General features: G+C 73.8%; 24 protein-coding genes and 1 pseudogene. 14 read left to right on the forward strand and 11 right to left on the reverse strand.

Annotation, left to right across the window (positions count from 1 at the left end):
- Nucleotides 1–59: 59 nt before the first annotated feature.
- Nucleotides 60–887 carry an alpha/beta hydrolase family protein gene (locus tag GA0070624_RS03885; protein WP_091336744.1) on the forward strand — a complete coding sequence of 276 codons (828 nt, stop codon included), beginning with the start codon at nucleotides 60–62 and terminating at the stop codon, nucleotides 885–887.
- 47 nt (nucleotides 888–934) lie between these two features.
- Entirely contained in the window at nucleotides 935–2,140 is a 1,206-nt protein-coding gene (locus tag GA0070624_RS03890) for an ABC transporter substrate-binding protein (protein ID WP_091336746.1), read from the forward strand.
- Nucleotides 2,141–2,235: 95 nt separating this feature from the next.
- Here GA0070624_RS03890 and ddaH read toward each other — a convergent pair whose 3' ends face one another.
- Nucleotides 2,236–3,069, reverse strand: coding sequence for a dimethylargininase (gene ddaH / locus GA0070624_RS03895; protein ID WP_176731585.1), 834 nt, complete (start codon nucleotides 3,067–3,069; stop codon nucleotides 2,236–2,238).
- Between the two features lie 59 nt (nucleotides 3,070–3,128).
- Between ddaH and GA0070624_RS03900 the strand changes: the two genes are divergently transcribed.
- Nucleotides 3,129–3,587 (forward strand): Lrp/AsnC family transcriptional regulator, encoded by a 459-nt coding sequence (locus GA0070624_RS03900; protein WP_091336750.1) that lies wholly within the window; start codon nucleotides 3,129–3,131, stop codon nucleotides 3,585–3,587.
- A gap of 225 nt (nucleotides 3,588–3,812) precedes the next feature.
- Nucleotides 3,813–4,766 carry a zinc-binding dehydrogenase gene (locus GA0070624_RS03905; protein WP_091336752.1) on the forward strand — a complete coding sequence of 318 codons (954 nt, stop codon included), beginning with the start codon at nucleotides 3,813–3,815 and terminating at the stop codon, nucleotides 4,764–4,766.
- Between the two features lie 4 nt (nucleotides 4,767–4,770).
- Here the strand turns inward: GA0070624_RS03905 and GA0070624_RS03910 are convergent, their stop codons facing one another.
- From GA0070624_RS03910 to mobA, 3 genes are all read right to left on the reverse strand, one after another.
- Nucleotides 4,771–5,874, reverse strand: coding sequence for a T3SS (YopN, CesT) and YbjN peptide-binding chaperone 1 (locus GA0070624_RS03910; RefSeq protein ID WP_091336754.1), 1,104 nt, complete (start codon nucleotides 5,872–5,874; stop codon nucleotides 4,771–4,773).
- A 65-nt stretch (nucleotides 5,875–5,939) separates the two neighbouring features.
- Entirely contained in the window at nucleotides 5,940–6,197 is a 258-nt protein-coding gene (locus GA0070624_RS03915; RefSeq protein ID WP_091336757.1) for a DUF6457 domain-containing protein, read from the reverse strand.
- Complete coding sequence (gene mobA, locus GA0070624_RS03920) at nucleotides 6,194–6,793, reverse strand: molybdenum cofactor guanylyltransferase (protein ID WP_091336759.1); 600 nt, start codon at nucleotides 6,791–6,793, stop codon at nucleotides 6,194–6,196. The genes GA0070624_RS03915 and mobA overlap by 4 nt, the downstream gene beginning before the upstream one ends.
- A gap of 385 nt (nucleotides 6,794–7,178) precedes the next feature.
- On the opposite strand from mobA, the gene fdhD reads away from it, so the two are divergent.
- On the forward strand, nucleotides 7,179–8,033 hold the full coding sequence (gene fdhD / locus GA0070624_RS03925; RefSeq protein WP_091336761.1) for a formate dehydrogenase accessory sulfurtransferase FdhD: 855 nt from the start codon (nucleotides 7,179–7,181) through the stop codon (nucleotides 8,031–8,033).
- Nucleotides 8,034–8,048: 15 nt separating this feature from the next.
- On the opposite strand, the gene GA0070624_RS03930 is transcribed toward fdhD, so the two are convergent.
- From GA0070624_RS03930 to GA0070624_RS36740, 4 genes are read right to left on the reverse strand one after another with little or no spacing between them, the layout of a single operon-like run.
- Nucleotides 8,049–8,231, reverse strand: coding sequence for a hypothetical protein (locus GA0070624_RS03930; RefSeq protein WP_091348098.1), 183 nt, complete (start codon nucleotides 8,229–8,231; stop codon nucleotides 8,049–8,051).
- A 33-nt stretch (nucleotides 8,232–8,264) separates the two neighbouring features.
- Nucleotides 8,265–8,474, reverse strand: coding sequence for an RNA polymerase sigma factor sigma-70 region 4 domain-containing protein (locus GA0070624_RS03935; RefSeq protein WP_091348102.1), 210 nt, complete (start codon nucleotides 8,472–8,474; stop codon nucleotides 8,265–8,267).
- Nucleotides 8,475–8,519: 45 nt separating this feature from the next.
- Nucleotides 8,520–9,410 carry an XRE family transcriptional regulator gene (locus GA0070624_RS03940; RefSeq protein ID WP_425413486.1) on the reverse strand — a complete coding sequence of 297 codons (891 nt, stop codon included), beginning with the start codon at nucleotides 9,408–9,410 and terminating at the stop codon, nucleotides 8,520–8,522.
- 1 nt (nucleotide 9,411) lies between these two features.
- Nucleotides 9,412–9,585, reverse strand: a complete 174-nt coding sequence (locus tag GA0070624_RS36740; RefSeq protein WP_425413487.1) for a helix-turn-helix domain-containing protein — start codon at nucleotides 9,583–9,585, stop codon at nucleotides 9,412–9,414.
- A 373-nt stretch (nucleotides 9,586–9,958) separates the two neighbouring features.
- On the opposite strand from GA0070624_RS36740, the gene GA0070624_RS03945 reads away from it, so the two are divergent.
- On the forward strand, nucleotides 9,959–10,207 hold the full coding sequence (locus GA0070624_RS03945) for a flavin reductase (RefSeq protein WP_091336763.1): 249 nt from the start codon (nucleotides 9,959–9,961) through the stop codon (nucleotides 10,205–10,207).
- A 49-nt stretch (nucleotides 10,208–10,256) separates the two neighbouring features.
- Here GA0070624_RS03945 and GA0070624_RS03950 read toward each other — a convergent pair whose 3' ends face one another.
- The gene (locus GA0070624_RS03950) at nucleotides 10,257–11,309 is read right to left on the reverse strand and encodes a DUF4192 domain-containing protein (protein ID WP_091336765.1); all 1,053 of its coding nucleotides are present in this window, start codon (nucleotides 11,307–11,309) and stop codon (nucleotides 10,257–10,259) included.
- Nucleotides 11,310–11,462: 153 nt separating this feature from the next.
- Here GA0070624_RS03950 and GA0070624_RS03955 point away from each other — a divergent pair, with 153 nt between their 5' ends.
- From GA0070624_RS03955 to GA0070624_RS03975, 5 genes are all read left to right on the forward strand, one after another.
- Nucleotides 11,463–12,377, forward strand: a complete 915-nt coding sequence (locus GA0070624_RS03955) for a fructosamine kinase family protein (RefSeq protein ID WP_091336767.1) — start codon at nucleotides 11,463–11,465, stop codon at nucleotides 12,375–12,377.
- Nucleotides 12,374–13,387: a GTP 3',8-cyclase MoaA gene (gene moaA / locus GA0070624_RS03960; RefSeq protein ID WP_091336769.1), complete on the forward strand. Its 1,014-nt coding sequence runs from the start codon at nucleotides 12,374–12,376 to the stop codon at nucleotides 13,385–13,387. The genes GA0070624_RS03955 and moaA overlap by 4 nt, the downstream gene beginning before the upstream one ends.
- Before the next feature lie 3 nt (nucleotides 13,388–13,390).
- Entirely contained in the window at nucleotides 13,391–13,636 is a 246-nt protein-coding gene (locus tag GA0070624_RS03965) for a MoaD/ThiS family protein (protein ID WP_091336771.1), read from the forward strand.
- Nucleotides 13,637–13,648: 12 nt separating this feature from the next.
- Complete coding sequence (locus tag GA0070624_RS03970) at nucleotides 13,649–14,944, forward strand: metallophosphoesterase (RefSeq protein WP_091336772.1); 1,296 nt, start codon at nucleotides 13,649–13,651, stop codon at nucleotides 14,942–14,944.
- 94 nt (nucleotides 14,945–15,038) lie between these two features.
- Nucleotides 15,039–18,233, forward strand: a complete 3,195-nt coding sequence (locus GA0070624_RS03975) for a UvrD-helicase domain-containing protein (protein WP_091336773.1) — start codon at nucleotides 15,039–15,041, stop codon at nucleotides 18,231–18,233.
- A 42-nt stretch (nucleotides 18,234–18,275) separates the two neighbouring features.
- Here the strand turns inward: GA0070624_RS03975 and GA0070624_RS03980 are convergent, their stop codons facing one another.
- Nucleotides 18,276–19,277, reverse strand: coding sequence for an EamA family transporter (locus GA0070624_RS03980; protein WP_176731586.1), 1,002 nt, complete (start codon nucleotides 19,275–19,277; stop codon nucleotides 18,276–18,278).
- A 412-nt stretch (nucleotides 19,278–19,689) separates the two neighbouring features.
- Between GA0070624_RS03980 and GA0070624_RS35515 the strand changes: the two are divergent.
- A pseudogene (locus tag GA0070624_RS35515) lies at nucleotides 19,690–20,187 on the forward strand (LppU/SCO3897 family protein); the annotation flags it as partial.
- A gap of 137 nt (nucleotides 20,188–20,324) precedes the next feature.
- Nucleotides 20,325–21,554 (forward strand): ATP-binding protein, encoded by a 1,230-nt coding sequence (locus GA0070624_RS03990; protein WP_091348108.1) that lies wholly within the window; start codon nucleotides 20,325–20,327, stop codon nucleotides 21,552–21,554.
- Nucleotides 21,555–21,581: 27 nt separating this feature from the next.
- Here GA0070624_RS03990 and GA0070624_RS03995 read toward each other — a convergent pair whose 3' ends face one another.
- Nucleotides 21,582–22,133 (reverse strand): GNAT family N-acetyltransferase, encoded by a 552-nt coding sequence (locus GA0070624_RS03995; RefSeq protein WP_091336775.1) that lies wholly within the window; start codon nucleotides 22,131–22,133, stop codon nucleotides 21,582–21,584.
- A 156-nt stretch (nucleotides 22,134–22,289) separates the two neighbouring features.
- On the opposite strand from GA0070624_RS03995, the gene GA0070624_RS04000 reads away from it, so the two are divergent.
- On the forward strand, nucleotides 22,290–22,835 hold the full coding sequence (locus GA0070624_RS04000; protein ID WP_091336776.1) for a DoxX family protein: 546 nt from the start codon (nucleotides 22,290–22,292) through the stop codon (nucleotides 22,833–22,835).
- Nucleotides 22,836–22,989 lie beyond the last annotated feature (154 nt).

The following is a 22,989-nucleotide window of genomic DNA, read 5'->3' on the forward strand; positions in this document are numbered from 1 at the left end:
GCGCCGGGACGGGCTCCCGGCCCGGAACCACCCAGCCGGGTCGCGCTACCGTCGCCGTCATGCCCGCAGACCCGCGCGCCGTGCTGACCCGGCCCGCCCCGGCGCCGGCCGCCACGGTCGCCTACGGCGACCACCCCGAGCAGATCGCCGACCTGCGCCGGCCCGTCGGCGCCGGCCCCGCCCGTCGGCTGGTCGTCGTGGTGCACGGCGGCTTCTGGCGTACGGAGTACGACCGGAGCCACACCGGGCCGATGGCGGCGGCGCTGGCCGAGCTCGGCCACCCGGTCGCCCAGCTCGAGTACCGCCGCACCGGTCAGCCCGACGGCGGCTGGCCGCATACGCTGACCGACGTGCTGGCCGGGGTGGCGGCGCTGCCCGCGCTGGCCGCCGCCGCGATGCCGGGTCGGGTGTCCGTCGGGCCGCCGATCCTGGTCGGCCACTCGGCGGGCGGGCAGCTGGCGCTGTACGTCGCGGCGCAGGCACCCGCGACGGTCGGCGGCGTGCTGGCGCTGGCTCCGGTCGCCGACCTCGCCGAGGCGTACCGGCTGGACCTGGACTCGGGGGCGGTGGCCGCGCTGCTCGGCGGCGGCCCGGCGGACGTGCCCGACCGGTACGCGGCGGCCGATCCTTCGGCATTGGTGCCGATCCGAGTACGCAGCGTAGTCATCCATGGCGCGCTGGACCGTCAGGTCCCGGTCACGATGAGCCGCTCGTGGGTCGCCGCGGCCCGGGCGGCCGGATCCCCGACGGCGCTCGTTGAGCTGCCGGAATGCGAGCATTTCGGACTGATCGCTCCGGACTCTGCGGCCTGGCCCCGGGTGGTCGCCGCGTTGCGGTCCCTTCACGATGATCTTCCGGCCATTGACGCAGAGTCGCCGACCAGGTAGAACGCCGAGGGGGCGACGAGCCCCTGCAACACTTCGGAAGGAAATGTGTGTCGCAGATGAATCGCAGGCGGGCACTTCAACTGCTGGCCGCGCTCGGTACCACCGGACTGGCGGCCGCCTGCGGCTCCAACCCCGACTCCGAGAGCACCACGAACGACTCCGCCAGCCCGATCAAGATTGGACTCATTGTCCCCGAGGCCGGCGCTAACAAGGCGATCGGCGTCGACATCGCCAACGGGTTCCAACTCTTCCTCGCCCTCAACGACCAGCGCCTCGGCGGGCACCCGGTGACCGTGGTGACCGCCGACGAGGGCGACACTGCCAAGACCGGCCAGGCCGCCGTCGACCGCCTCCTCAAGGAGGGGGTGATCGCGCTCACCGGCGTGGTCAGCTCGGCCGTCATGTCCGGCGTCCGGGACACCGTCGAGCAGGCCCGGGTGCCGCTGATCGGCTCGAACGCCTCGCCGACCAGCCTGCAGAGCGTCGTCTACATCTGGCGCACCTCGTACGTCCTCGACGAGCCCGGTCAGGCGCTCGGCGAGTACCTCCGGCAGACCCTGGCCGCCAACAGCCGGATCGCCATCCTCGCCCCGGACAGCACGGGGAGCAAGGACGTGATCAAGGGCTTCAGGCTGAAATACGAGGTCGGCCGCCGCCTCCCCGACCCGATCTTCACCGGGGAATTCAAGAAGCCTCAGAAGGGGTTTTTCGCGGACCAGATCCGTCAGGCCCTCAGCGGCAAGCCCAATGCCGTCTTCTGCCACTTCGCCGGCCCGGCCGCGGTGCAGTTCATCAAGGATCTCTACGACGAGGGCTACCAGGGCCCGATCTACGCCCCCGGCTTCCTCACCGAGGGCACCGTCCTCGACGATCTGGAGAGCGAGGCCGAGACGATCAAGAGGTTCGGCATCGAGACCGCGCTCAACTACTCGGCCGACCTCAACAACACGGCCAACCGGGTGTTCGCCTCGGCGTACCGCAAGACGTACAACGTCTCCCCGACCACCTACGCGATGGCCTCGTACGACGCCGCGCAGGTGCTCGACAAGGCCCTCCGGCTGGCCGGGCCGAACCCGACCCCGCAGCAGGTCAACCTGGCGCTGGGCAAGATCGGCCAGATCGACAGCCCGCGTGGCGCCTGGCAGTTCAACCAGCCGCGTACCCCGCAGCAGAAGTGGTACCTGCGCCGGGTCCAGCCGGACGGTCGGCTGCTGTCCAACGTCGTGATCAACGAGCTGGCCACGCTCGGCTGATCCCCGTACGCCACGGGCCGGCCTCCCGGTGGGAGGCCGGCCCGTTTCGTGCTCGGCCGCGGATCGGCGTCACCGCGTGGCGCGGGACCGCCAGGTCAGTGGCGCAGCTCGGCGATGCAGCACTTCACGCTGCCGCCGCCCTTCTTCAGCTCGCCCAGCTCGACCGGGACCGGGGTGTAGCCGGCCGCCTTGAGCTTGCCGGCGAGCCGGGTCGCCTCGCTGTTCAGCACCACGTTCGCCCCGTCGCTGACCAGGTTCAGGCCGAACGCCATGGCGTCCTCGTCGTCCGCGATCACGGCGTCGGGGAAGAGCTGGGCGAGCACCTTCTGGCTGGCCGCCGAGAAGGCGCCCGGGAAGTAGACGATGTTCTCGTCGTCGATCGAGGCGAGCGCCACGTCGAGGTGGTAGAAGCGCGGGTCGACCAGGCGCAGTGAGACCACCGGCCGGCCGAGCGCCTCCTGCGCCTCGGCGTGCGCCGGCAGCTCGGTGCGGAAGCCGTGTCCGGCGAGGATCAGCCCGCCGTGCGCGTCCGGCAGGTAGGCGAAGTCGCCCTCACCCTCGTTGGTCTCGCTCGGCGCGATGAACCGCCAGCCCTGCGACTCGTAGAACGCCCGGTGCGCGGCGGCCTCGGCGGCCCGCTGCTCGTGCTTGAACTGGGCCCCGTACACCGTGCCGTCCACCACGAAGGCGCCGTTGGCCGCGTAGACCATGTCGGGCAGCCCCCGCTGCGGGGTGAGCAGGTGCACCTCGTGGCCGAGGCCGACGAGGGTGTCCCGCAGCCGGTCCCACTGCTTGACCGCCAGCTCCGCGTCGACCGGCGTGGTCACGTCCATCCACGGGTTGATCGCGTACTCGACCGTGAAGTGCTCGGGCGAGCACATGAGATATGTCCGCTTTCGCGGGACTCGCTGCTGGTTCACGGTCACCAAGGGTAGGTAGCGTACAACTTTGGTAACAGCCACAACCATTGCTTCCCGGGGGCGGAACGTTGCAGATAGACGCGGTTGATCAGCGAATCATTGCGTTGCTCGTGGCGGATGCCCGAGCGTCGTACGCCGACATCGGCACCCGGGTGTCACTCTCCGCCCCCGCGGTCAAGCGGCGGGTCGACCGGCTCCGGGCCGCCGGGGTGATCCGAGGGTTCACCGCGGTGGTCGACCCGGCCGCCGTCGGCTGGACCACCGAGGCCTTCGTCGAGCTGTTCTGCGCCGGTCGGACCACCCCCGCGCAGATCGGGGCGGCCGCCCGCCGGCACCCCGAGGTGGTCGGCGCGTACACCGTCTCCGGCGAGGCCGACGCCTTGGTGCACCTGCGGGCCGCCGACATCGCCCACCTCGAGGAGGCGCTGGAACGGCTGCGGGCGGAGCCCTTCGTGACCTCGTCCCGGAGCACCATCGTCCTCTCCCGGCTGGTCGAGTCGCCCGGCGTCGGCCCCTCCGCCGGCTGACCCCGCCCCCATATGAGCCGGCAAGCGGGAACCGGCACCCGCGGTCCGGCGTCGAACCGGACATGAAACCGGCGACCACACCGAGCCAGCGAACCTGACACCTCCCTCCCCCGGCGGGTGGGGCTCGGATCCCTGGGTTTCCGGGCCCCACCCGCCGTCATCGCTTGACCTCACCCCTGCTTCAGGTTGTTGGCTGGGTACAGGGGCCCGACGGGAGGGGGACACGTGCGCGCGGTGTGGCTGCGGGAGTTCGGTGGTCCGGAGGTGCTGGTGCCGGGACCGGCGCCGGACCCGGTGCCCGGGCCGGGGCAGGTGCTGATCGAGGTGGCCCACGCCAACATCACCTTCGTGGAGACGCTGTTCCGGGCGACCGGGTTCGGGCCGTTCACCGGCGCGCCGCCGCTGATCCCCGGCAACGGGGTCGGTGGCCTGATCGCCGCCGTGGGCCCCGGCGTCGACCCTCGGCTGGTGGGGCGGCGGGTGGTCAGCGGGACCGGCGGCTCCGGCGGCTACGCCGAGCGCGTGGCGGTCGACCGGGACGCCCCTTTCGAGGTGCCCGCCGGGCTGCGGCTGGACGAGGCGGTCGCGTTGCTCGCCGACGGTCGTACCGCCGTGATGCTGGTGCAGGCGGCTCAGTTGCGGGCCGGAGACCGGGTCCTGGTCGAGGCGGCGGCCGGCGGGGTCGGCAGCCTGCTGGTGCAGCTCGCGACGGCGGCCGGCGCGCGGGTCGTCGCGGCCGCCGGGGGTACCCGGAAGGTGGCGCTGCTGCGCGAGCGCGGCGTCGAGGTGGTGGTGGACTACCGGCAGCCGGACTGGACCGACCAGGTACGAGCGGCCACCGGCGGCGTGGACGTGGTCTTCGACGGGGTGGGTGGCCAGCTCGCCCGGGCCGCGTTCGACCTGCTGGGCCGGGGCGGGCGGATGCTCAGCTTCGGGCTGGCCAGCGGCGCCTGGGCAGACTTGCCGGCCGACGTCGCGGCGGCCCGCGGGGTGACCCTGCTCCGCCCGAGCGCCACACCCGCGGAGCTGCGCGCGTACACCGAGCGGGCGCTGGCCGAGGCGGCGGCCGGGCCGCTGCGGCCACTGATCGGGCAGCGTTTCCCGCTGGAGCGGGCCGCCGAGGCGCACGCCGCCATCGAATCCCGGGCCACGGTCGGCAAGACCCTGCTCGACGTCTGACCCGTCAGAGGTACATGCCGGTGCGGTGCTCGCCCTGGGACCGGGCCGGCTTGTCCCCCTCGCCGAAGAAGCGTTTGCCGCCGAACTCCCCGTGCAGCCGATCGTCCAGCTCGTCGGCCAGGCCGGTCATCACCTGGACGGCGAGCATCAGGTGGGTGGGCTGGAAGTTCCGGCCGAAGACCGGGATGGAGGCCCAGACCGTGTCGTCGGCGCAGTAGAGCCGGCCGATCGGCATCCGGTTGGTCAGCTCGGACAGCTTGACGTAGAGGCGTTCGGTCGGCTCGACCTCGGTGAGCACCGGGGAGAATACGTCGACCAGGGGTGGGTTGTCCCGTACCCGGACGAAGACCATGGCCGATCCGGCCCGGATGTTGATGTCGCCGTCCGAGTCGATCTGCAACTGGTCGGACTTCGACTTGAGCATGGTGGAGACGACCGTGCGGACGCGCTCCTCGAGCGCCAGCACGTCGTTCTCGACCGCCTGCGCGGTCGCCGCGGCAGCCAACGCCTCGTCGAGGTCGGCCTCCACGTCCCGGGCCGCGCCGAACTCGCTGCGCGCCGTACCCAGCGGCTCCACCGGCAGCGGCTCCCCCTCCGCGTCGTTCACCAGATAGACGAGGAAGGCGGGGTGCGGGGCGCCGTAGACGTCGCGGAGGGTGCGGGAGAGCACGGCCGCGAGCCGGGTGGACTCGTCGGCCGAACAGTCCAGGCCGAACTGCTCGCCGGAGCCCTCCACCACCCCGGGCGGAGACCAGCCGAGCGCGATCATGTCGGCCACCGCCGCCCGGTCGAGCCGGTAGCCCGGCGGCAGGGTGGCGTTGCCGACCGCCCGCGCGAAGCGCTTCCCCTCCTCGCCGACATCCACGCTGATCGAGTAGACGGCGTCTCCCGTCCCGGAGGCCGTCGGGTCGAGGGTCACCTCCAGGTGCGCGCCGGTGGGCAGGGCCCGCAGCCGCTCGGCCAGTGCGCGGGCGAACTCCCGCCAGGCCTCAGTCACCTTGGCCCGCAGGTCGGCCGTGGTCGGCTCGTCCAGCAGGATCGACTCGTACTGCTCCGGCGTGCCCCCGGCGGGCTCATCCAGCGGCGCCGAGGGGTGGTCTGCCGTCATGATCGCCTCCGTCCGTCAGGGGTCACCCTACCCACGGACGGTGGGGGTCAAATCAAGCCGTGGCGCTACTCGGTCGGCGCGGTGCCGTCCAGCTCAACCGGCCAGGTCCCGGCCAGCCCGCTGAGCCGGGCCGCGGTGTCGGCGAGGTCGGCCCCGCGTCCCACGGCGAGTCCCAGCAGGTACGCGGTGACCGGCGCTCCCGGGCGCAGCACCTGGTGGGCCACGTCCTTGGCCAGGTCGAGCACGATCGGCACCGACACCCGAGCCGGGTCGAGGCCCAGCTCCGCGCAGGCCGCCGTGACCCAGTCGTCCATCACCGTCATCGTGTCCACTCCTCGGCCCGGCGTACGTCCTCGTCAGTGTCGCAGTCAAACCAGGGTGGCGGGCCGGAGCCGGACCAGGGCACCTCCAGCACCGTCATCCCGGCCAGCAGCGCGCGCACCGGGGCCCCGTCGAGGCTGCCGCTCCGCTGCCCGGCGAGCCGGTCGAGAGCGGCCCGCAACGCGGCGACCCGCCACACGCCGCAGAGCTGTTGCCGCCGACCGTCGCCGTCGACGTAGCAGGCACCGTCGACCGCCGACCCGCCGAGCCGGCGCCGCAGGTCGCCGACCGCCTCGGAAGTGAGCAGCGGCAGGTCGGCGGCGAGCAGGGCCACCGTGGTCGTAGCGCGGTCCAGCAGAGCGAGGCCGGCCGCCGTGGCCGCCACCGGGCCACCGCCCGGCGGCTCCTCGCGGGTCACCCGGACGCCCTCCGGGACCGGGCCGGCCGGACCGACCAGGATCCGCGGCTCGGCGTCGGCGACCGCCGCGAGCACCCGGTCCCGCATCGGCCGGCCGCCGACCGGAAGCGCGGGCTTGTCCACCCCGCCCATCCGCCGCGCCGCGCCGCCCGCGAGCACCACCGCCGCGTACGCCGTCACCCGGCCACCGTAACCGGACGGACTGTCGACCGCCCGCGCGCGGCGGCCCGGCCGGCTTCGCGCGGCCGGCGTCTTGATCCACTCGGTTTGCGGCAGCTGGGCGTGTCCGAGGCCGCGGTCACCGCCGGTTGCCGCAGCCGGAGTGGATCAGGGCGGCACGAGTCGCCCCAGCGCACCCGCCACCCCCGGTCACCGTCGCCGTGCCCGGAGGCCGGCGTCCGCAGCGCCCCGGCTGGCTCTACGCAACCCCGCGTCTGATCCACTCGTTCTGCGGCATCTGGACGTGTCCGAGCCCGGCGTCACCCTCGGTTGCCGCATCCCGAGTCGATCACCGCTGGCCGGAGTCGCCCTGCAGAGAGCCGGGCAGACGGGGCAGGATGGCGGGATGGGACGGGCGACTGATCGGCGGAGTGTGCTCCGGATCGACCTCGACGCGGCGGCGAACGGGCGCGCTCGGGTGAAGCGCCAGGACACCCTGGCCGTCGAGGAGCCGCTGGAGATCCGGGTCGGCCCGGCAGGGCCCGGCCGACGGCGGCCGCTCGCGGTCACCATGCGCACCCCCGGCGACGACCTGGACCTGGCGATCGGCTTCCTGCTCACCGAGGGCCTGATCAGGTCCACCGACGACGTGCACACCGCCCAGCTCTGCGCCGGGGCGGAGACGCCGAACACGTACAACGTGGTCGACGTGGTGCTGACCCCGGGCGTGCCGGAGCCCAGCACCGACCCGGCCCGCAACTTCTACACGACCAGCTCCTGCGGGGTCTGCGGCAAGGCCAGCATCGACTCGGTGCGGACCCGTTCGCTCTTCGCCGTGGCGGAGGACCCGATGGCCGTGCCGGCAGAGGTACTGGTCGCCCTGCCGGACCGGCTGCGGGCGGCGCAGCGGGCCTTCGAACGCACCGGCGGCCTGCACGCGGCGGGCCTGTTCACCCCGGACGGCGAGCTCGTGGTGCTGCGCGAGGACGTGGGCCGGCACAACGCGGTGGACAAGGTGGTCGGCTGGGCGGTCCGCGAGCGGCGCCTGCCGCTGGTCGGGCACGTGCTGATGGTCTCCGGCCGGGCCAGTTTCGAGCTGACCCAGAAGGCGTGGATGGCGGGCGTCCCCATGCTCGCGGCGGTCTCCGCGCCCAGCACCCTCGCCGTTGAACTGGCCGAGGAGGCCGGGATGACGCTGGTCGGCTTCCTCCGCGGCCGGTCAATGAACGTCTACGCCGGCGCCGAGCGGATCGCCGAGTAACGCTGGCCGGACTCGCTACTCCTCGTCGGCCAGCTCCGGCCGGTGCTCGCGGATCCACCGCTCGACGTCCTCCGCGAGCCACACGTTGCCCTGCTGCAGCTCCGCCACGGGGGCCGGAAACGAGCGGTGCGACGTGATCGCATAGACGCGCTGCCGGCTGATCCCGCCAAGCCGCATCCGGATCTCGTGCGCGCCCATCAGCTTCAACGACAGCGTGATCCACCAGACCGACTAGCCGAGAGCGCCCTCGTCCGGCTCACTGACCGGGATGGGCCGCCCGTGTCGGGCGGCCCAGGCACGAATGTCATCAGCGAGCCAGATTCGGCCGACGGCCAGTGTCGCGACCGGCGCTGGAAAGTCGTGCCGGGTGGAGAGCTGCGATACACGCTGACGCGACACGTTCAGGTGATCGCCAATTTCCTGCGCGGCCCACAGTTCCATCGCGTACACCCTCCGGCGGCCACGCTGTTACGGGGCCTCGCTTGCTCAGGCCCGCTCGACCTCGCGGAGCATCAGCGCGAGGCTCTGCGACCGCCGCTCGGCGGGTAGCGCCTCCCATGCCCGCCGGGCATACGCGACGCCGCCAGCCTTGTCGCCGGCCTTCGCCATGGTCAGGCCCCGGTGTAGCTCGATGTGTGTCGCGAAGCGCGGCAGCCCCGGAGGCCGCGTCCGGTCGGCCTCTTCCTGGGCCTCGACGCCGGGGCCCGGGAGCCCCAGGCGGGCGTAGAGCATGCTGCGGAAGGTCGCCATCCGCCACGGCGGGACCGCCGTGTCCGAGACCTCCGCGTCCGGCGAGGCGACGCGATCGAAGACCTGCCGGGCTTCCGTGTCCAGCGCGATCGCGCCGGCCTGGTCCCCGCGTCCGGCCGCGACGTGCGCCCGCGCCATCAGTGCCTGGACGCGGCCGAGCGACGGCCGATCAGACAGCCCGATCGCCTGGTCCGCGTACCGCCGCGCCGTGGGCAGCGCCGCGCCTTCGTAGGCGAGCGCGATCGCTGCCCGGCCCCGGACCCACACCCGGACGCCCAGGTCGTCGGAGCGATCCGCCGCCGCCGCGGCCAGGTCGTACCACCGGATCGCCTCGGCGGGGTTGGGCGTGGTCTTGCCATAGGTCACCAACGCTCGCGCAGCGTGCCCCCACATCCGGGGCGTGTCGAGGTGCTGCTGAAGGATCACGAGGTCACCCGCGAGGCGGGCCTGAAGCACGGCCGCCCCCACCGCCATGTAGTCCCGGCCGTACTGGTCGACCCGATCGCGCCAGTTCTCTTCCGCCCCTCGGCCGTCGAGCGCCGCGGTGAAACCGGCCCGGATGAGTTCGCCGGCCACGACCGGGCCGACTATTCCGGCCGTCAGGCCGAGCACCTGCCGACGGTTCACGTCACCCTCCCCGAGCGCCCGCGTAGGCGAGCACGATGTCAGGCGTCGCGGCCCTCCGCCCGGCCTCAACGTTGCTCAGGTGCGAGGCCGAGTAGCACGACCGGGCCGCCACCGAGGCGAGCGTGACGCCCGCCTCGGTACGAGCCTGCCGCAACTGCGCGCCGAGGTCGTCCACCGGGGCCCCCTGTTGAAAGCTCGTGAAAGCTCAATGCGCTTCCGAGAGTAGTCCCGCCATCACGACACTGTGGACAGCGGAACCGCTGACGTGGCCCGAACCGTCGGCGGGACCGGCACAGGGCCGCCTCGGCGGAGAGGCGGGGCGGCCCCCTCCAAAGTCCCTGAGGAGGCCTCGCTGTGCGTTTCCGGTTCTGGCGTAACAAGCCCCAGACGTCAATTCCGCTCCCACGCCGCACGCCTCCTAACGAGCGGCTGAGCTGGTCGACCCAGCCGACCGAGGTCTTCCCAACGACCGACCCGGGCCGCGCCGGCAACCTCACCCTGGCGCAGCGGTGGCGGGCCGGGGAGTGGCGGAAGAATGGCCGTCCGAGATGAGCCGACCCCCACGCCCTCACCTCCCGATGCGTCCGCTCTGGCGCTGCCGCGCCTGTGGGGCTGAGTGGCCCTGCCAGGCCGCCCGGCTTGCCCTGCTGGTCGATTACCGCGATGACCGGGCGGGCCTGTTGGTGTACCTGAGCACGCTGATGGCCGAGGCCGGGACGCAGCTCTCGCAGCTCAACGGACACGCTCTGCCCGAGAACCTGACCGAGCGCTTCCTAGCCTGGGCCCGCGCCCGATAGGCACGGCCGGAAGGAACGCCTGGGAGGTCAACCTGGTCAGCGGCCGGCGTCAGATGCTTCGGCGGGATATGCGGCGGCGGGACCGCCGACGCACCACGTTGGGCCCGTCAACGGCCGGCCAGCCGTCCAGTTCGGACGGGGGTAGGCCGCGCCGAAGCAGGTCGTCGAGGAGCATCGCCAGCGAATAGTCGGGGTGGACCTCCAGGACCCGTTCCAACGCCACCGCCGCGAGGGCGCCCTGCCCGGCGCGCCAGGCGGCGAAGGCGAGCAGGCTGCCCGGGGCGGCGATCAGCTCCGGCTCGGCGCGGCGCAGCACGTCGGTCCAGAGGCTGATGTCCGGGTCCCGCCCGTCGGTCCGCTCCCACGCGTGGTCGCGTACGGGCAACTCGGTGAGGATTACCGTCAGCCAGGCCACCTCGTCGTCGGTCAGCCGCTCGCCCCGCCGGTGGCGGCGCAGCGCGGTGCGGACCGCCGCCACCCCGGCCGAGCGCACCGACCGGCCGCCGGCCAGGGCGGTCTCCGCCGCCTCCTCGGTCAGGGCGACCAGCCGCCGGCGGGCCCGGGCGGTGGCCCGGCGCATGGCCACCCGGGCCGGTCCGTCGAGCGGGGCCACCTGCGCGGTCAGCGCGGCCCGGTCGGGGAGGGCGACCTGACCGGCGAAGACCGCCGCCGCGCTGACCTCGCTGGCCGCCGGGTCGTACGCGGTGCCGTCGGGCGGGCAGCAGTCGGGCTCGGCGCAGAGGTAGGACCACCAGCGGCCCTCGGTCACCCGCAGCGCGTCCAGCACGAGCAGCCCCGCCACGGTGAGCGCCTCGCCCACCGCGTCCACGGCCCCGGTCACCCGGGCGGCCGGCCCGTAGCCGATCACCGTGGCCGACTCGGCGCCCTGCCGACCGATGACGCCGGCCAGATGTCGCGCGGCCGGGCGCGGATCGGCGCCCGGCTCGGGCAGGTCACCCCGGGCGGCGAAGATGACCCGCCGACCGCGCAGCGCCACCACGACCACGCTGTCGGCGGGATGGAAGCCGAGCAGGTACGGCACGGCGGCGATGAGGTCGGCGGGCGAACGGACGGCGAGCCGGGGGCGGTCGGTCGGTGTCATGCCGGGAGCGTGCGGCGACCGGGCACCCGCCCGACAGGCCCTGTGGACGACACGCGGGTTGTCCACAGACACGGAGAGTATTGACCCAGGTCGGTGCAGAATGCCGGACGAGTCCGGACGCCGGGACGGGCCGGGAGCCGCTACCTTGCGCTCATGGACCTGGCGTACCTGCGGGCGCACCCGGAGCACCTGCCGACCTTCCTGACCCATCAGCGGATCCGGGAGACGCCCGTCTCCGGCGGTGACATCTGCGCCGCGTCCCGGCTCACCCTGGACGACGGCCACTCGGTCTTCGCCAAGACCTGGCCGGAGACGGCGGGGCGGCCGGCGCCGGAGGACTTCTTCGCCACGGAGGCGGCCGGGCTGCGCTGGCTGCGCGCGGCGGGCACGGTCGCCGTACCGGAGGTGATCGTGGCGCTGCCGCAACTGCTGGCGCTCGACTGGGTGGAGCCCGGCGAGCCGACGCCGGAGGCGGCCGAACGGTTCGGCCGGGAGCTGGCCGGGCTGCACCGCGCCGGGGCGCCGGCGTTCGGCGCGGAGTGGACCGGCTTCATCGGCGCTCTGCCCCAGGACAACACCCCGGACCCCGGGCCGTGGTCGGACTGGTTCGCCCGCCGCCGGCTCGCGCCATACCTGCGGACGTCCGTCGACAACGGCGCCCTCACGAAGGCGGAGGCCGGCCTGGTCGAGGAGCTGATCGACCGGATCGGAGAGCTGGGCGGCGACGAGCCGCCGGCCCGCATCCACGGCGACCTCTGGCCGGGCAACCTGCTCTGGGGCGCCGATGACCGGGTCCGGCTGGTCGACCCGGCCGCGCACGGCGGGCACCGGGAGACGGACCTCGCCCAGCTCGCGCTCTTCGGCGGCGCGCCGCACCTGGACCGGATCCTGGCCACCTACGACGAGACGTGGCCGCTGGCCGACGGATGGCGGGAACGGGTGCCGCTGCACCAGCTCCACCTGCTGCTGGTGCACACCGCTCTGTTCGGCGCGGCGTACCGGGACGCGGTGGGCACGGCCGCCCGAGCCGCGCTGCGGGGCGCCGGACGCGCTACCGTCGACAGGTGACCGCCGCCCCGCCGACCGACGGCCCCCTTGTCGACCGGTACCGTCGCGTCGCCCGGGACCTGCGCGTCTCGCTGACCGACAAGTGCAACCTGCGCTGCACCTACTGCATGCCGGCCGAGGGACTGCCCTGGCTGGCCGGGCCGCAGCTGCTCGACGACGACGAGATCGTCCGGCTGGTCCGGGTCGCGGTGCACCGGCTCGGCGTCACCGAGGTCCGCTTCACCGGCGGGGAGCCGCTGATCCGGCCAGGGCTGGTCGGCATCGTGGCCGCGGTGGCCGCGCTGGAGCCGCGCCCCCGGATCTCGCTGACCACCAACGGCATCGGGCTGGCGCGGCTCGCGCCGACGCTGCGCGCCGCCGGCCTGGACCGGGTCAACGTCTCGCTGGACACCCTGGACCGGGCCCGGTTCGCCGAGCTGACCCGGCGGGACCGGCTGACCGACGTGCTCGCCGGGCTGGCCGGGGCGGCCGCCGCCGGACTGACCCCGGTGAAAATCAACTCGGTGCTGATGCGCGGCGTCAACGACGACGAGGCGCCGGCGCTGCTGCGCTTCGCCCTAGCGCAGGGCTACGAGCTGCGGTTCATCGAGCAGATGCCGCTGGACGCCCAGCACGGCTGGGACCGTACGACGATGGTCACCGCCGAGCAGATCCTGGCCTCGCTGGGCCGCGAGTTCACCCTGACGCCCGACCCCGCCGAGCGGGGGGCGGCACCGGCCGAGACCTGGCTGGTGGACGGCGGCCCGTCCCGGGTCGGCGTGATCGCCAGCGTGACCCGCCCGTTCTGCGGCGACTGCGACCGCACCCGGCTCACCGCCGACGGCCAGGTCCGCGCCTGCCTCTTCGCCACTGAGGAGTCCGACCTGCGCGGCGCGCTGCGCGCCGGGGCGGACGACGACGAGCTGGCCCGGCGCTGGCGGGCGGCGATGTGGGGCAAGCGCGCCGGCCACGGCATCGACGACCCGACCTTCCTGCAACCCGCCCGGCCGATGTCGGCGATCGGAGGCTGAGGAGTGGAACTCACCGTCCGGTACTTCGCCGGTGCCCGGGCCGCGGCCGGCCGGGCCGAGGAGACCGTCCCCGCCGGCCGATCGTTGGACGAACTCACCGATCACCTGGCCACGCGGCACGGAGAGCGGCTGGCCAAGGTGCTGACGGTGGCGAGCTTTCTGGTCGACGGCGTGACCTGCCATGATCGTCAGGCGCCGCTGCCGGCCGGGGCCACCATCGACGTCCTGCCCCCCTTCGCGGGCGGCTGAGGGAGGCACACGTTGTTGGCGGCACTCGGGTTCCTGGGCACCCTGGCCCTGATCACCGGCCTGATCCACCTCTACCTGTGGAAGCGGCTGGTCCGGGACACCACCACGCCGGGGCGCGGGCGGCGGATCGGCGGGATGGCCGCGCTGGTGCTCGCGCTACTGGTCCCGGCGACCATGGTCGCCACCCGGGCCGGGGTGCGCTGGCTGGCCTGGCCGGGCTACCTCTGGCTCGCGGTGATGTTCTACCTGCTGGTCCTGCTGCTGGCGCTGGAAGTGCCGATGGCGGTCGCGAAGCTGGTGCTGCGCCGCCGGGCCACCGTCGCCGAGCCGACCGCCGCCGCGCCGGAACCGGCCCTGGTGGTCGCCGCGGGCGCCGGCCCGCAGGGCGCCGGGGACGCCGCCGAGCCGCCGGCCGCGGCCGGCACCGCCGACCCGCCGGCTGCCGCGGCAGTGCAGCAGCCGGACCACGACCCGTCCCGCCGGTTGCTGCTGGCCAGGGGCGCCGCGATCTTCGCCGGCCTGACCGCCGCCGGCGTCACCGGGTACGGCGTCCGCACCGCGATGGGGCCGCCGCAGCTGGACCGGGTGCGGATCCCGCTGTCCAAGCTCCCCCGGAGCATGGACGGCCTGCGCATCGCCACCGTCTCGGACATCCACCTCGGCCCGCTGCGCGGCCGGGGGCACACCGAGCGGATCGTGGCCGCCATCAACCGCCTGGACGCCGACATCGTCGCGGTGGTCGGCGACCTGGTCGACGGCTCGGTCGCCGAACTGGGCGAGGCGGCGGCACCGCTGCGTTACCTGCGCTCCCGGTACGGCAGCTACTTCGTCACCGGTAACCACGAGTACTACTCAGGGGTCGAGGAGTGGGTGCAGGAGGTGGACCGGCTCGGCCTTCGGGTGCTGCAGAACCAGCGACTGGAGATCGCCGCTCGGGGCGGCGTGCTCGACCTGGCGGGGGTGAACGACCCGTCCGGGGCGGATATGGGCTTCGCCGCCGGGCCGGACTACGCGGCGGCGCTCGGCGACCGCGACTCGAGCCGGCCGGTGGTGCTGCTGGCACACCAGCCGGTGGCCGCGGTGGAGGCGGCGAAGTACGGCGTGGACCTGCAGCTCTCCGGGCACACCCACGGCGGCCAGATGGCGCCCTTCAACTACCTGGTCAAGCTCCAGCAGCCGGTGGTCTCCGGCCTCGGCGAGGTCGACGGCACCAAGGTCTACGTCACCAACGGCGCCGGCTTCTGGGGGCCGCCGGTCCGGGTCGGCGCCCCGCCGCAGATCACCCTGGTCGAGCTCCGCGCCCAATAGCGCGGCCACGTCGCACAGTCCAGCGCCGGATTGCTCAGGTCACGCGTACGCGTGGCGGCGGGCGCGCGACGGGCCGGCCGTGACAGGATGCGGCGTGCCTCCGTTCAGCGCCGCACCCTCCGGTGGCCTCCCGCCATTCGTCGCGGATCTGCACATCCACTCGAAGTACTCGCGCGCGTGCAGCCGGGACCTGACCCTGCCGAACCTCGGCTGGTGGGCCCGGCGCAAGGGCATCGGCGTGCTCGGCACCGGCGACTTCACCCACCCCGCCTGGTACGACCACCTGCGCGAGACGCTGCACCCGGCCGAGCCCGGCCTGTACCGGCTCAGCCCGGAGGCGGAACGGGACATCGCCCGGCGGCTGCCGCCCCGGCTGGCGAGCGAGGCGGAGGCGGACAGCGTCCGGTTCATGCTCAGCGTGGAGATTTCCACGATCTACAAGCGGGACGACCGGACCCGCAAGGTGCACCACCTGATCTACCTGCCCGACCTGGACGCGGTGGCCCGGTTCAACACCGCGCTGGGCCGGATCGGCAACCTCGGCTCGGACGGCCGGCCGATCCTCGGCCTAGACTCCCGCGACCTGCTGGAGATCACCCTCGAGGCGAGCCCGGACGGCTACCTGGTCCCGGCGCACATCTGGACGCCCTGGTTCTCCGCGCTCGGCTCGAAGTCCGGCTTCGACACGATCGCCGACTGCTACGCCGACCTGGCCGAGCACGTCTTCGCGGTGGAGACCGGCCTCTCCTCCGATCCGGAGATGAACTGGCGGGTCGGCAGCCTGGACCGCTACCAGCTCGTCTCCAACTCCGACGCGCACTCGCCGCCCGCGCTCGCCCGGGAGGCCACCGTCCTCACGTCCGGCCGGGACTACTTCGCCATCCGCGAGGCGCTGCGCACCGGGGACGGGCTGGCCGGGACGATCGAGTTCTTCCCCGAGGAGGGCAAGTACCACGCCGACGGGCACCGGCTCTGCGGCGTCAACTGGTCGCCGGAGCGTACCCGGGAGAACGGCGGTCGCTGCCCCGAGTGCGGCAAGCCGCTGACCGTGGGCGTGCTGAGCCGGGTCGAGGAGCTGGCCGACCGGCCGGCGGGACACCGCCCGGCGCACGCCCGCGAGGTCACCCACCTGGTGCCGCTCGCCGAGGTCCTCGGCGAGATCAACAAGGTGGGTGCCCGGTCCAAGAAGGTCGAGGGCAAGCTCAACGAGCTGATCGCCGCGCTCGGCCCCGAGCTGGAGATCCTCACCAGCACGCCGCTGGACGAGATCGGGCGGGTCGGCGGCGAGCTGCTCGCCGAGGGCATCGGCCGGCTGCGCCGGGGCGAGGTGCGCCGGGTCCCCGGCTACGACGGCGAGTACGGGGTGATCACCCTCTTCGACCCGGCCGAGCTCGGCGGGAAGGCGACGCGGGCGCAGGCGGAGGCGCTCTTCGACGTACCCGTGCCGGCACCGCGCCGGCCCGCGGAGCCGGCGGCGAAGGCCAAGCCTCGGCGCCCGGCGGCGGCCAGGCCCGAGCCGAAGCGGAAGCCGGCCCCACCGCCGCCCCCGCCGATCGCGCCGGCGCCCTCCCCGCACGAGCCGTTCGAGCCGATGCTCGCCGGCATGGAGGAGGTCGGCACCGGCCTGTTGGACCGGCTCGACGCGATGCAGCGGGTGGCCGCCTCCGCGCCGGGCGGACCGCTGCTCATCGTGGCCGGCCCGGGCACCGGCAAGACCCGGACCCTGACCCACCGGATCGCGTACCTCTGCGCGGAGCTGAACGTCTTCCCCGAGCAGTGCCTGGCGATCACCTTCACCCGGCGGGCCGCCGAGGAGCTGCGGCACCGCCTCGACGGCCTGCTCGGCCCGGTCGCCGAGGACGTCACCGTCGGCACCTTCCACTCGCTCGGGCTGACCATCCTGCGCGAGAACGCCGAGGCGGCCGGCCTGCCGGCCGACTTCCGGATCGCCGACGACGCGGACCGGGCGGCGGCCCGGGCCGAGGCCGGCGAGGACCCGGACTCGTACCCCACGCTGCTGCGCAAGCGCGACCTGGTCGACCTGGACGAGCTGCTCACCCTGCCGGTCGCGCTGCTCAAGGCGGACCGGAAGCTGGTCCAGCGGTACCGGGAGCGCTGGCGGTGGATCTTCGTCGACGAGTACCAGGACGTCGATGCGGTCCAGTACGAGCTGCTACGCCTGCTCAGCCCCGCCGACGGCAACCTGTGCGCGATCGGCGACCCGGACCAGGCGATCTACTCGTTCCGGGGCGCCGACGTCGGCTACTTCCTGCGCTTCTCCCAGGACTTCACCGATGCCCGGCTGGTCCGGCTGAACCGCAACTACCGCTCGTCGGCGCCGATCCTGGCCGCCGCGGTGCAGGCCATCGCGCCGTCATCGCTGGTCCGCGGCCGCCGGCTCGACCCGGCCCGGCTCGACCCGGAGGCCCCGCTGGTCGGCCGCTACCCCGCGGCCTCCGTCTCCGACGAGGCCGATTTCGTGGTACGCAGCATCGACGAGCTGGTCGGCGGGCTCTCCCACCGGTCCCTGGACTCGGGCCGGATCGACGGCCGGTCGACCTCGTTGTCGTTCTCCGACATCGCCGTGCTCTACCGCACCGACTCCCAGGCCGCGCCCATCGTCGACGCCCTCGCCCGGGCGAACATCCCGGTACAGAAGCGCTCGCACGACCGGCTGCGGGACCGGCCCGGGGTGGCCGCCATCGCCCGCGAGCTGCGGCACGCCGGGGGCCTCGGCGGCGGCCTGCCCGCCCGGGTACGCCTCGCCGGTCAGGTGCTCGCCGAGCGCTTCGCCGCGCCCACCCTCGACGGCTCCGGCGCGGTCCGCCCCGAGGAGATCTGGTCGGCGGTGGACCTGCTCACCCCGCTGGCCCGACGCTGCGGCGACGACCTGGGACTGTTCCTGTCCCAGCTGGCCACCGGCGCCGAGGTGGACGCCCTCGACCCACGGGCCGAGGCGGTCACCCTGCTCACCCTGCACGCGGCGAAGGGGCTGGAGTTCCCGGTGGTCTTCCTGGTCGGCGCCGAAGACGGCCTGCTGCCGCTGCGCTGGCCGGGCTCGGATCCGGATGCCGACGCGGTCGCCGAGGAGCGGCGGCTCTTCTTCGTCGGCCTGACCCGGGCCCAGGACCGGCTGTACGTCAGCCACGCCGCGCGCCGGATGCGGCACGGGTCGGAACGCGAGTGCCGCCCGTCGCCGTTCCTCGACGTGATCGATCCGGGCCTGTTCGAGCGCTTCGGCGAGGCCGAGCCCCGCCGCCCGAAGGACCGCCAGCTCCGCCTGATCTGAGGCACCGACGGCCTGTGGGCCCCGCGGTTGGCGACCGCGATGCTACCGGCGGGCCGGCTCCGGTACCGCCTCGTCGACCAGCCGGCGCGGGCGCTCGGTGCTCACCACCAGCGCCACGCCGGCGACGATCACCGCGCCGCCGAGCAGCACCCGCGCGGTCACCGGCTCGGCGGCGAGCAGCGCGCCGAGCGCCACCGCGACCGCCGGGTTGACGTACGCGTACGTGGCGACCAGGGAGATCGGGGCGTGGTGCAGCAGCCAGACGTACGCGGTGAAGGCGACCAGCGAGCCGGCCACCATCAGGTACGCCAGCGCCGCCCAGGAGCGGCCGGTCACCTCAGCCGGCGAGAAGCCGCGCAGCTCTCCGCGAGCGACGGCGACCACGGCGAGCGCCACGGCTCCGGCGAGCATCTCGTAGACGGTGGCCACGAAGGGGTCGGCGGGCATCTGGAGGCGTCCGGAGAGGAACGACCCGACGGACCAGGAGGTGGCCGCGGCGACCACGGTCAGGGCTCCGGCCAGCGGCACCGCCCCCGAGCCGCCGGTGGGGAGCACGAGCAGAATCAGGCCGACGAAGCCCAGCGTCACCCCGGCGAAGGTCCAGAGCCGAGGCCGGTCGCCGGCGACCGTACGCAGCAGCACGACCAGCAGCGGGACGGTGGCCACCAGCAGCGCTGCGATCCCGGAGGGGACCGCCACCCCGACCGGCCCGGACTCGGCGAACACCACCAGGCCGTTGCCGCCGGCGAGCAGGAGCACCCCGACCCCGACGGCGGAAGCGAGCTGACGCCGGTCGACCCGGAGCGCGCCCGGCCCGCGGCGGATCCGCAGCACGGCCGCCAGCACCAGACCGGCGGCGGCGAACCGTCCGGCCGCGGAGGTGAGCGGGGGCAGCGACTCGACCGCGATCCGGATGCCCAGGTAGGTGGAGCCCCAGAGGACGTAGACCAGGATCAGCGCGGTCCAGATCAGGGCCGGACGGGTGCCCGGGGACCACCTGGACCCGGGGCGGGGCGGCGACGCACTTGCGGTGTGTGAGCTCATCGGTGGACCACGCTACGGTGACACGACGTCGGCGTCCCGGGAGGGTGGTCGGCCTCTCACCACTGGCGTACGCAGGAGGGCGTTCATGACGAACTTCGGACCACCGGGCGGCGGCCCCCCGGAGCCGTGGAGTGGACGACAGCCCGAGCAGGCGTACGGCCCGCCGGCCGATCACCGCTTCGAGCCGCAGTACGAGGCGCAGCCCGGCGGCTGGGGCGAGCCGGCGGAACAGCGGTACGAGCCGATGGTGGGGAACGGCTGGGACGACCGGGGCGCCGGGCAGCCGCCGCGCCAGCCGGTCGCCTCGGGATACCGGCCCTACCAGCCGGCGTCCCACGGGTACCCGCCCGCCGGGCAGCCCGGCTACCCGCCCGCCGACCCCTACGCCGATAACGGCTACCCGCCGACCGACCCGTACCCGGGGGACGGCTACCCACCCGCCCAGCCGTACGCCGATCCGACGCCCCCGCCGAAGCGCGGCAAGGGCCCGCTGATCGCGGTGCTCGCCGTGCTGGCGGTGCTCGTCCTCGCGGGCGCGGCCACGCTCTACCTCGTCGGCCGGAACGAGCCGGCCCCGGTGCCCGGGGCCACCGGGCCGTCGGCCGTGGCGAGCGGGCCGGCCGCGTCGGCCTCCGTCACCCCGGCGCCGGCGTCCTCGGCCGACGCCCGGTTCGTCAAGGTTGGCCAGTGCGTCCGGAACGACGGACCGGCCGGCGGCAAGCCGCGGCTGGTGATCAGCGAGTGCACCGCGAAGACGTACCAGGTGCTGCGCCGGTTCGACGGCGCGACGAGCGGTGAGAAGGACGCCGAGGCGAAGTGCGCCAAGGTCGAGGGCTACACCAACTGGTACTTCTTCGACAGCGAGCTGGACACCCTCGACTTCGTCCTCTGCCTGAAGCAGCGCCGGTAGCCGGCGGTAGGAGAAACTAGGGGTGTCTAGCAATCACGCTAGACACCCCTAGTTTTGTCTCGACGGCCCCGACACGCCGGTAGCCCCGTCTATTGATGTCTAGCCCCGCAGCTAGACGGCCCGATACTGTGCGATTCGTGGATCCGGTCCGCAACCCGTACGCCCCGGGCGCCGGTCAGCGCCCGCCCGAACTCGCCGGGCGGGGGCGGGAGCTGGACGTCTTCGACGTCGTGCTGGAGCGCATCGCCCGGGGTCGCCCGGAGCGCAGCCTGATGCTCACCGGCCTGCGCGGCGTCGGCAAGACCGTCCTGCTCAACACCCTCCGCTCGCAGGCGATCAACCGCCTGTGGGGCACCGGCAAGATCGAGGCCCGCCCCGACCAGTCGCTGCGCCGCCCGGTGGCCGCCGCGCTGCACATGGCGGTCCGCGAGCTCGCCCCCCGACACCGCGCACCGGACCGGATCGACGGCTTCCTCGGCGTGCTCAAGGCGTTCGCCCAGCGCTCCGCGCCGACCGGACGCGGCGCCCCGAAGCTGCGCGACCGCTGGCAGCCGGGCATCGACGTACCGGCGAGCAGCGGTCGCGCCGACTCCGGGGACATCGAGATCGACCTGGTGGAACTGCTCACCGACGCCGCGGCGGTGGCCACCGACGTGGGCACCGGCATCGCGATCTTCATCGACGAGATGCAGGACCTCGGCGCGGAGGACGTCTCCGCCCTCTGCGCCGCCTGCCACGAGCTGTCCCAGCTCGGCGCGCCGCTGATCGTGGTCGGCGCCGGGCTGCCGCACCTGCCGGCCGTGCTCAGCGCCGCCAAGTCGTACTCCGAACGGCTCTTCCGCTATCAGCGGATCGACCGGCTGGACCGGATCGCCGCCGACCAGGCGCTCTGCGCGCCGGCCGAGCGGGAGGAGGTCGAGTACGAGCAGAAGGCGCTCGACCTGCTCTACGAAAAGTCAGGCGGGTACCCCTACTTCGTCCAGGCGTACGGGAAGGCCACCTGGGACCACGCCCCCCGCTCGCCGATCACCGCCGCCGACGTCCGGGTCGCCGCGCCCGAGGCCGAGGCCGAGCTGGCCGTCGGCTTCTTCGGCTCCCGGTTCGAGCGGGCCACCCCGGCGGAACGCGAGTACATGCGGGCCATGGCGACGCTCTCGCTGGTGGAGGGGGAGGAGAGCGGAAGCGACGACATGGACGCGGCGGTGCCCACCGCGGAGATCGCCCGGTCGCTCGGACGCAAGCCGGCCAGCCTGTCGCCGGCCCGGGACGCCTTGATCAAGAAGGGGCTGATCTACTCCGGCGAGCGGGGCACGGTCGCCTTCACCGTCCCGCACTTCGGCCGGTACCTGCGCACCCAGCCGGCCTGACCCCGCGCCGCCGGCATCCGCGCTCGATCAGACCTTGGACCAGGGCGGCGGGAAGACCACCTCACCCCGCGGCGGCGGGCCGTCGTCGCTGGTCGACGGCGGCAGCACCAGTGCCTGCCACGGCTCGCCCAGCCCCGACCAGGGGCTGGTCAGCCCCATCCGGTCGGCCCGGCTGAAGCCGAAGCGCCGGTAGAACGCCGGGTCGCCGAGCACCACCACCAGCCGCTCGCCCAGCTCGGCCGCGGCGTCCAGGGCGGCCTGCACCGCGGCCGTGCCGAGCCCGATCCGCTGCCGGTGCGGCGCGACCGCAACCGGTCCGAGCGCCAGCGCCGGGGCCGATCCGCCGTCGCCGTCCGAACACACCCGGACCCGGGTCAGCAGGGCGTAGCCGACCACCTCACCGCCGTACTCGGCGACGATGGCCAGCTCCGGGATCCAGGCATCGCTGTGCCGCAGCTCCTCGACCAGCTCCACCTCGGGCGGGGTGGCCACGTCCGGTCGGGCGAAGGCGGCGGCCAGCACCCGGGCGACCGGCGCCTCGTCCGCCGGATCCTCGGGTCGGAGCCGCAGGATCGTCACCCGCGCGACGTTACCAAGTGGAGCGGGTCCATCCGCGACGGTCGCTTGAATCGGTGTGACGGACGGGGCCGGACGTCCCCGTCGGACGTCCACGTCGGCCGATCCCTTTCGGGCGTTGCAGGGGTGGCGACCCCCGCGAAGGGGTATGACTGAGCCATGAAACCCGTGCGCTCCCTCGCCCGCGTCATGTTGAGCGGCATCTTCGTGGTCAGCGGCGCCCGCAATCTGCAGAACCCGGGTCGCCTCGTCCCGACGGCCAAGCCGGTCATCGACCGGGTCACTCCGCTGCTCCAGAACCTCTCGCCCCGGGTCCCGACCGACACCGCGACGATGATCCGCGCCAACTCGGCCACCCAGCTCGTCGCTGGGCTGATGCTGGCCACCGGCAGGTTCACCCGACCCGCCGCGCTGGTCCTGGCCGGCACGCTGGTGCCGACCACCATCGCCGGCCATCGCTTCTGGGAGAACGACGACCCGGTGGCCCGGAACAACAACCAGATCCACTTCCTGAAGAACCTCGGCCTCCTCGGCGGGCTGCTGCTCGCCGCCGCGGACACCGAGGGGAAGCCCGGGCTGCGCTGGCGGGCCGGCCACCGGATCGGCCACTCGCGAAGCTCGGTGCAGCGCGCCGTCCGGACCGCCCGGCGGGAGGCGAAGATCGCCGTACGCTCGGCGGCCACCGCCCGACGACTCCCGGGCTGACCTGCATCAATACCACCACCACCCCCCGCAAGGCCATTAATCACCTGAACCACCCGACAGCCGTTAACGCGGTGGAAATGTCAAAAAGATGTGTGGGATCGGACACGGTCGCATAACGCGGGAGGCAGCAAAGTGAGGCGCCGTTCTAGGCTCC

It is taken from the genome of Micromonospora rhizosphaerae, from assembly GCF_900091465.1.
Taxonomy (GTDB): domain Bacteria; phylum Actinomycetota; class Actinomycetes; order Mycobacteriales; family Micromonosporaceae; genus Micromonospora; species Micromonospora rhizosphaerae.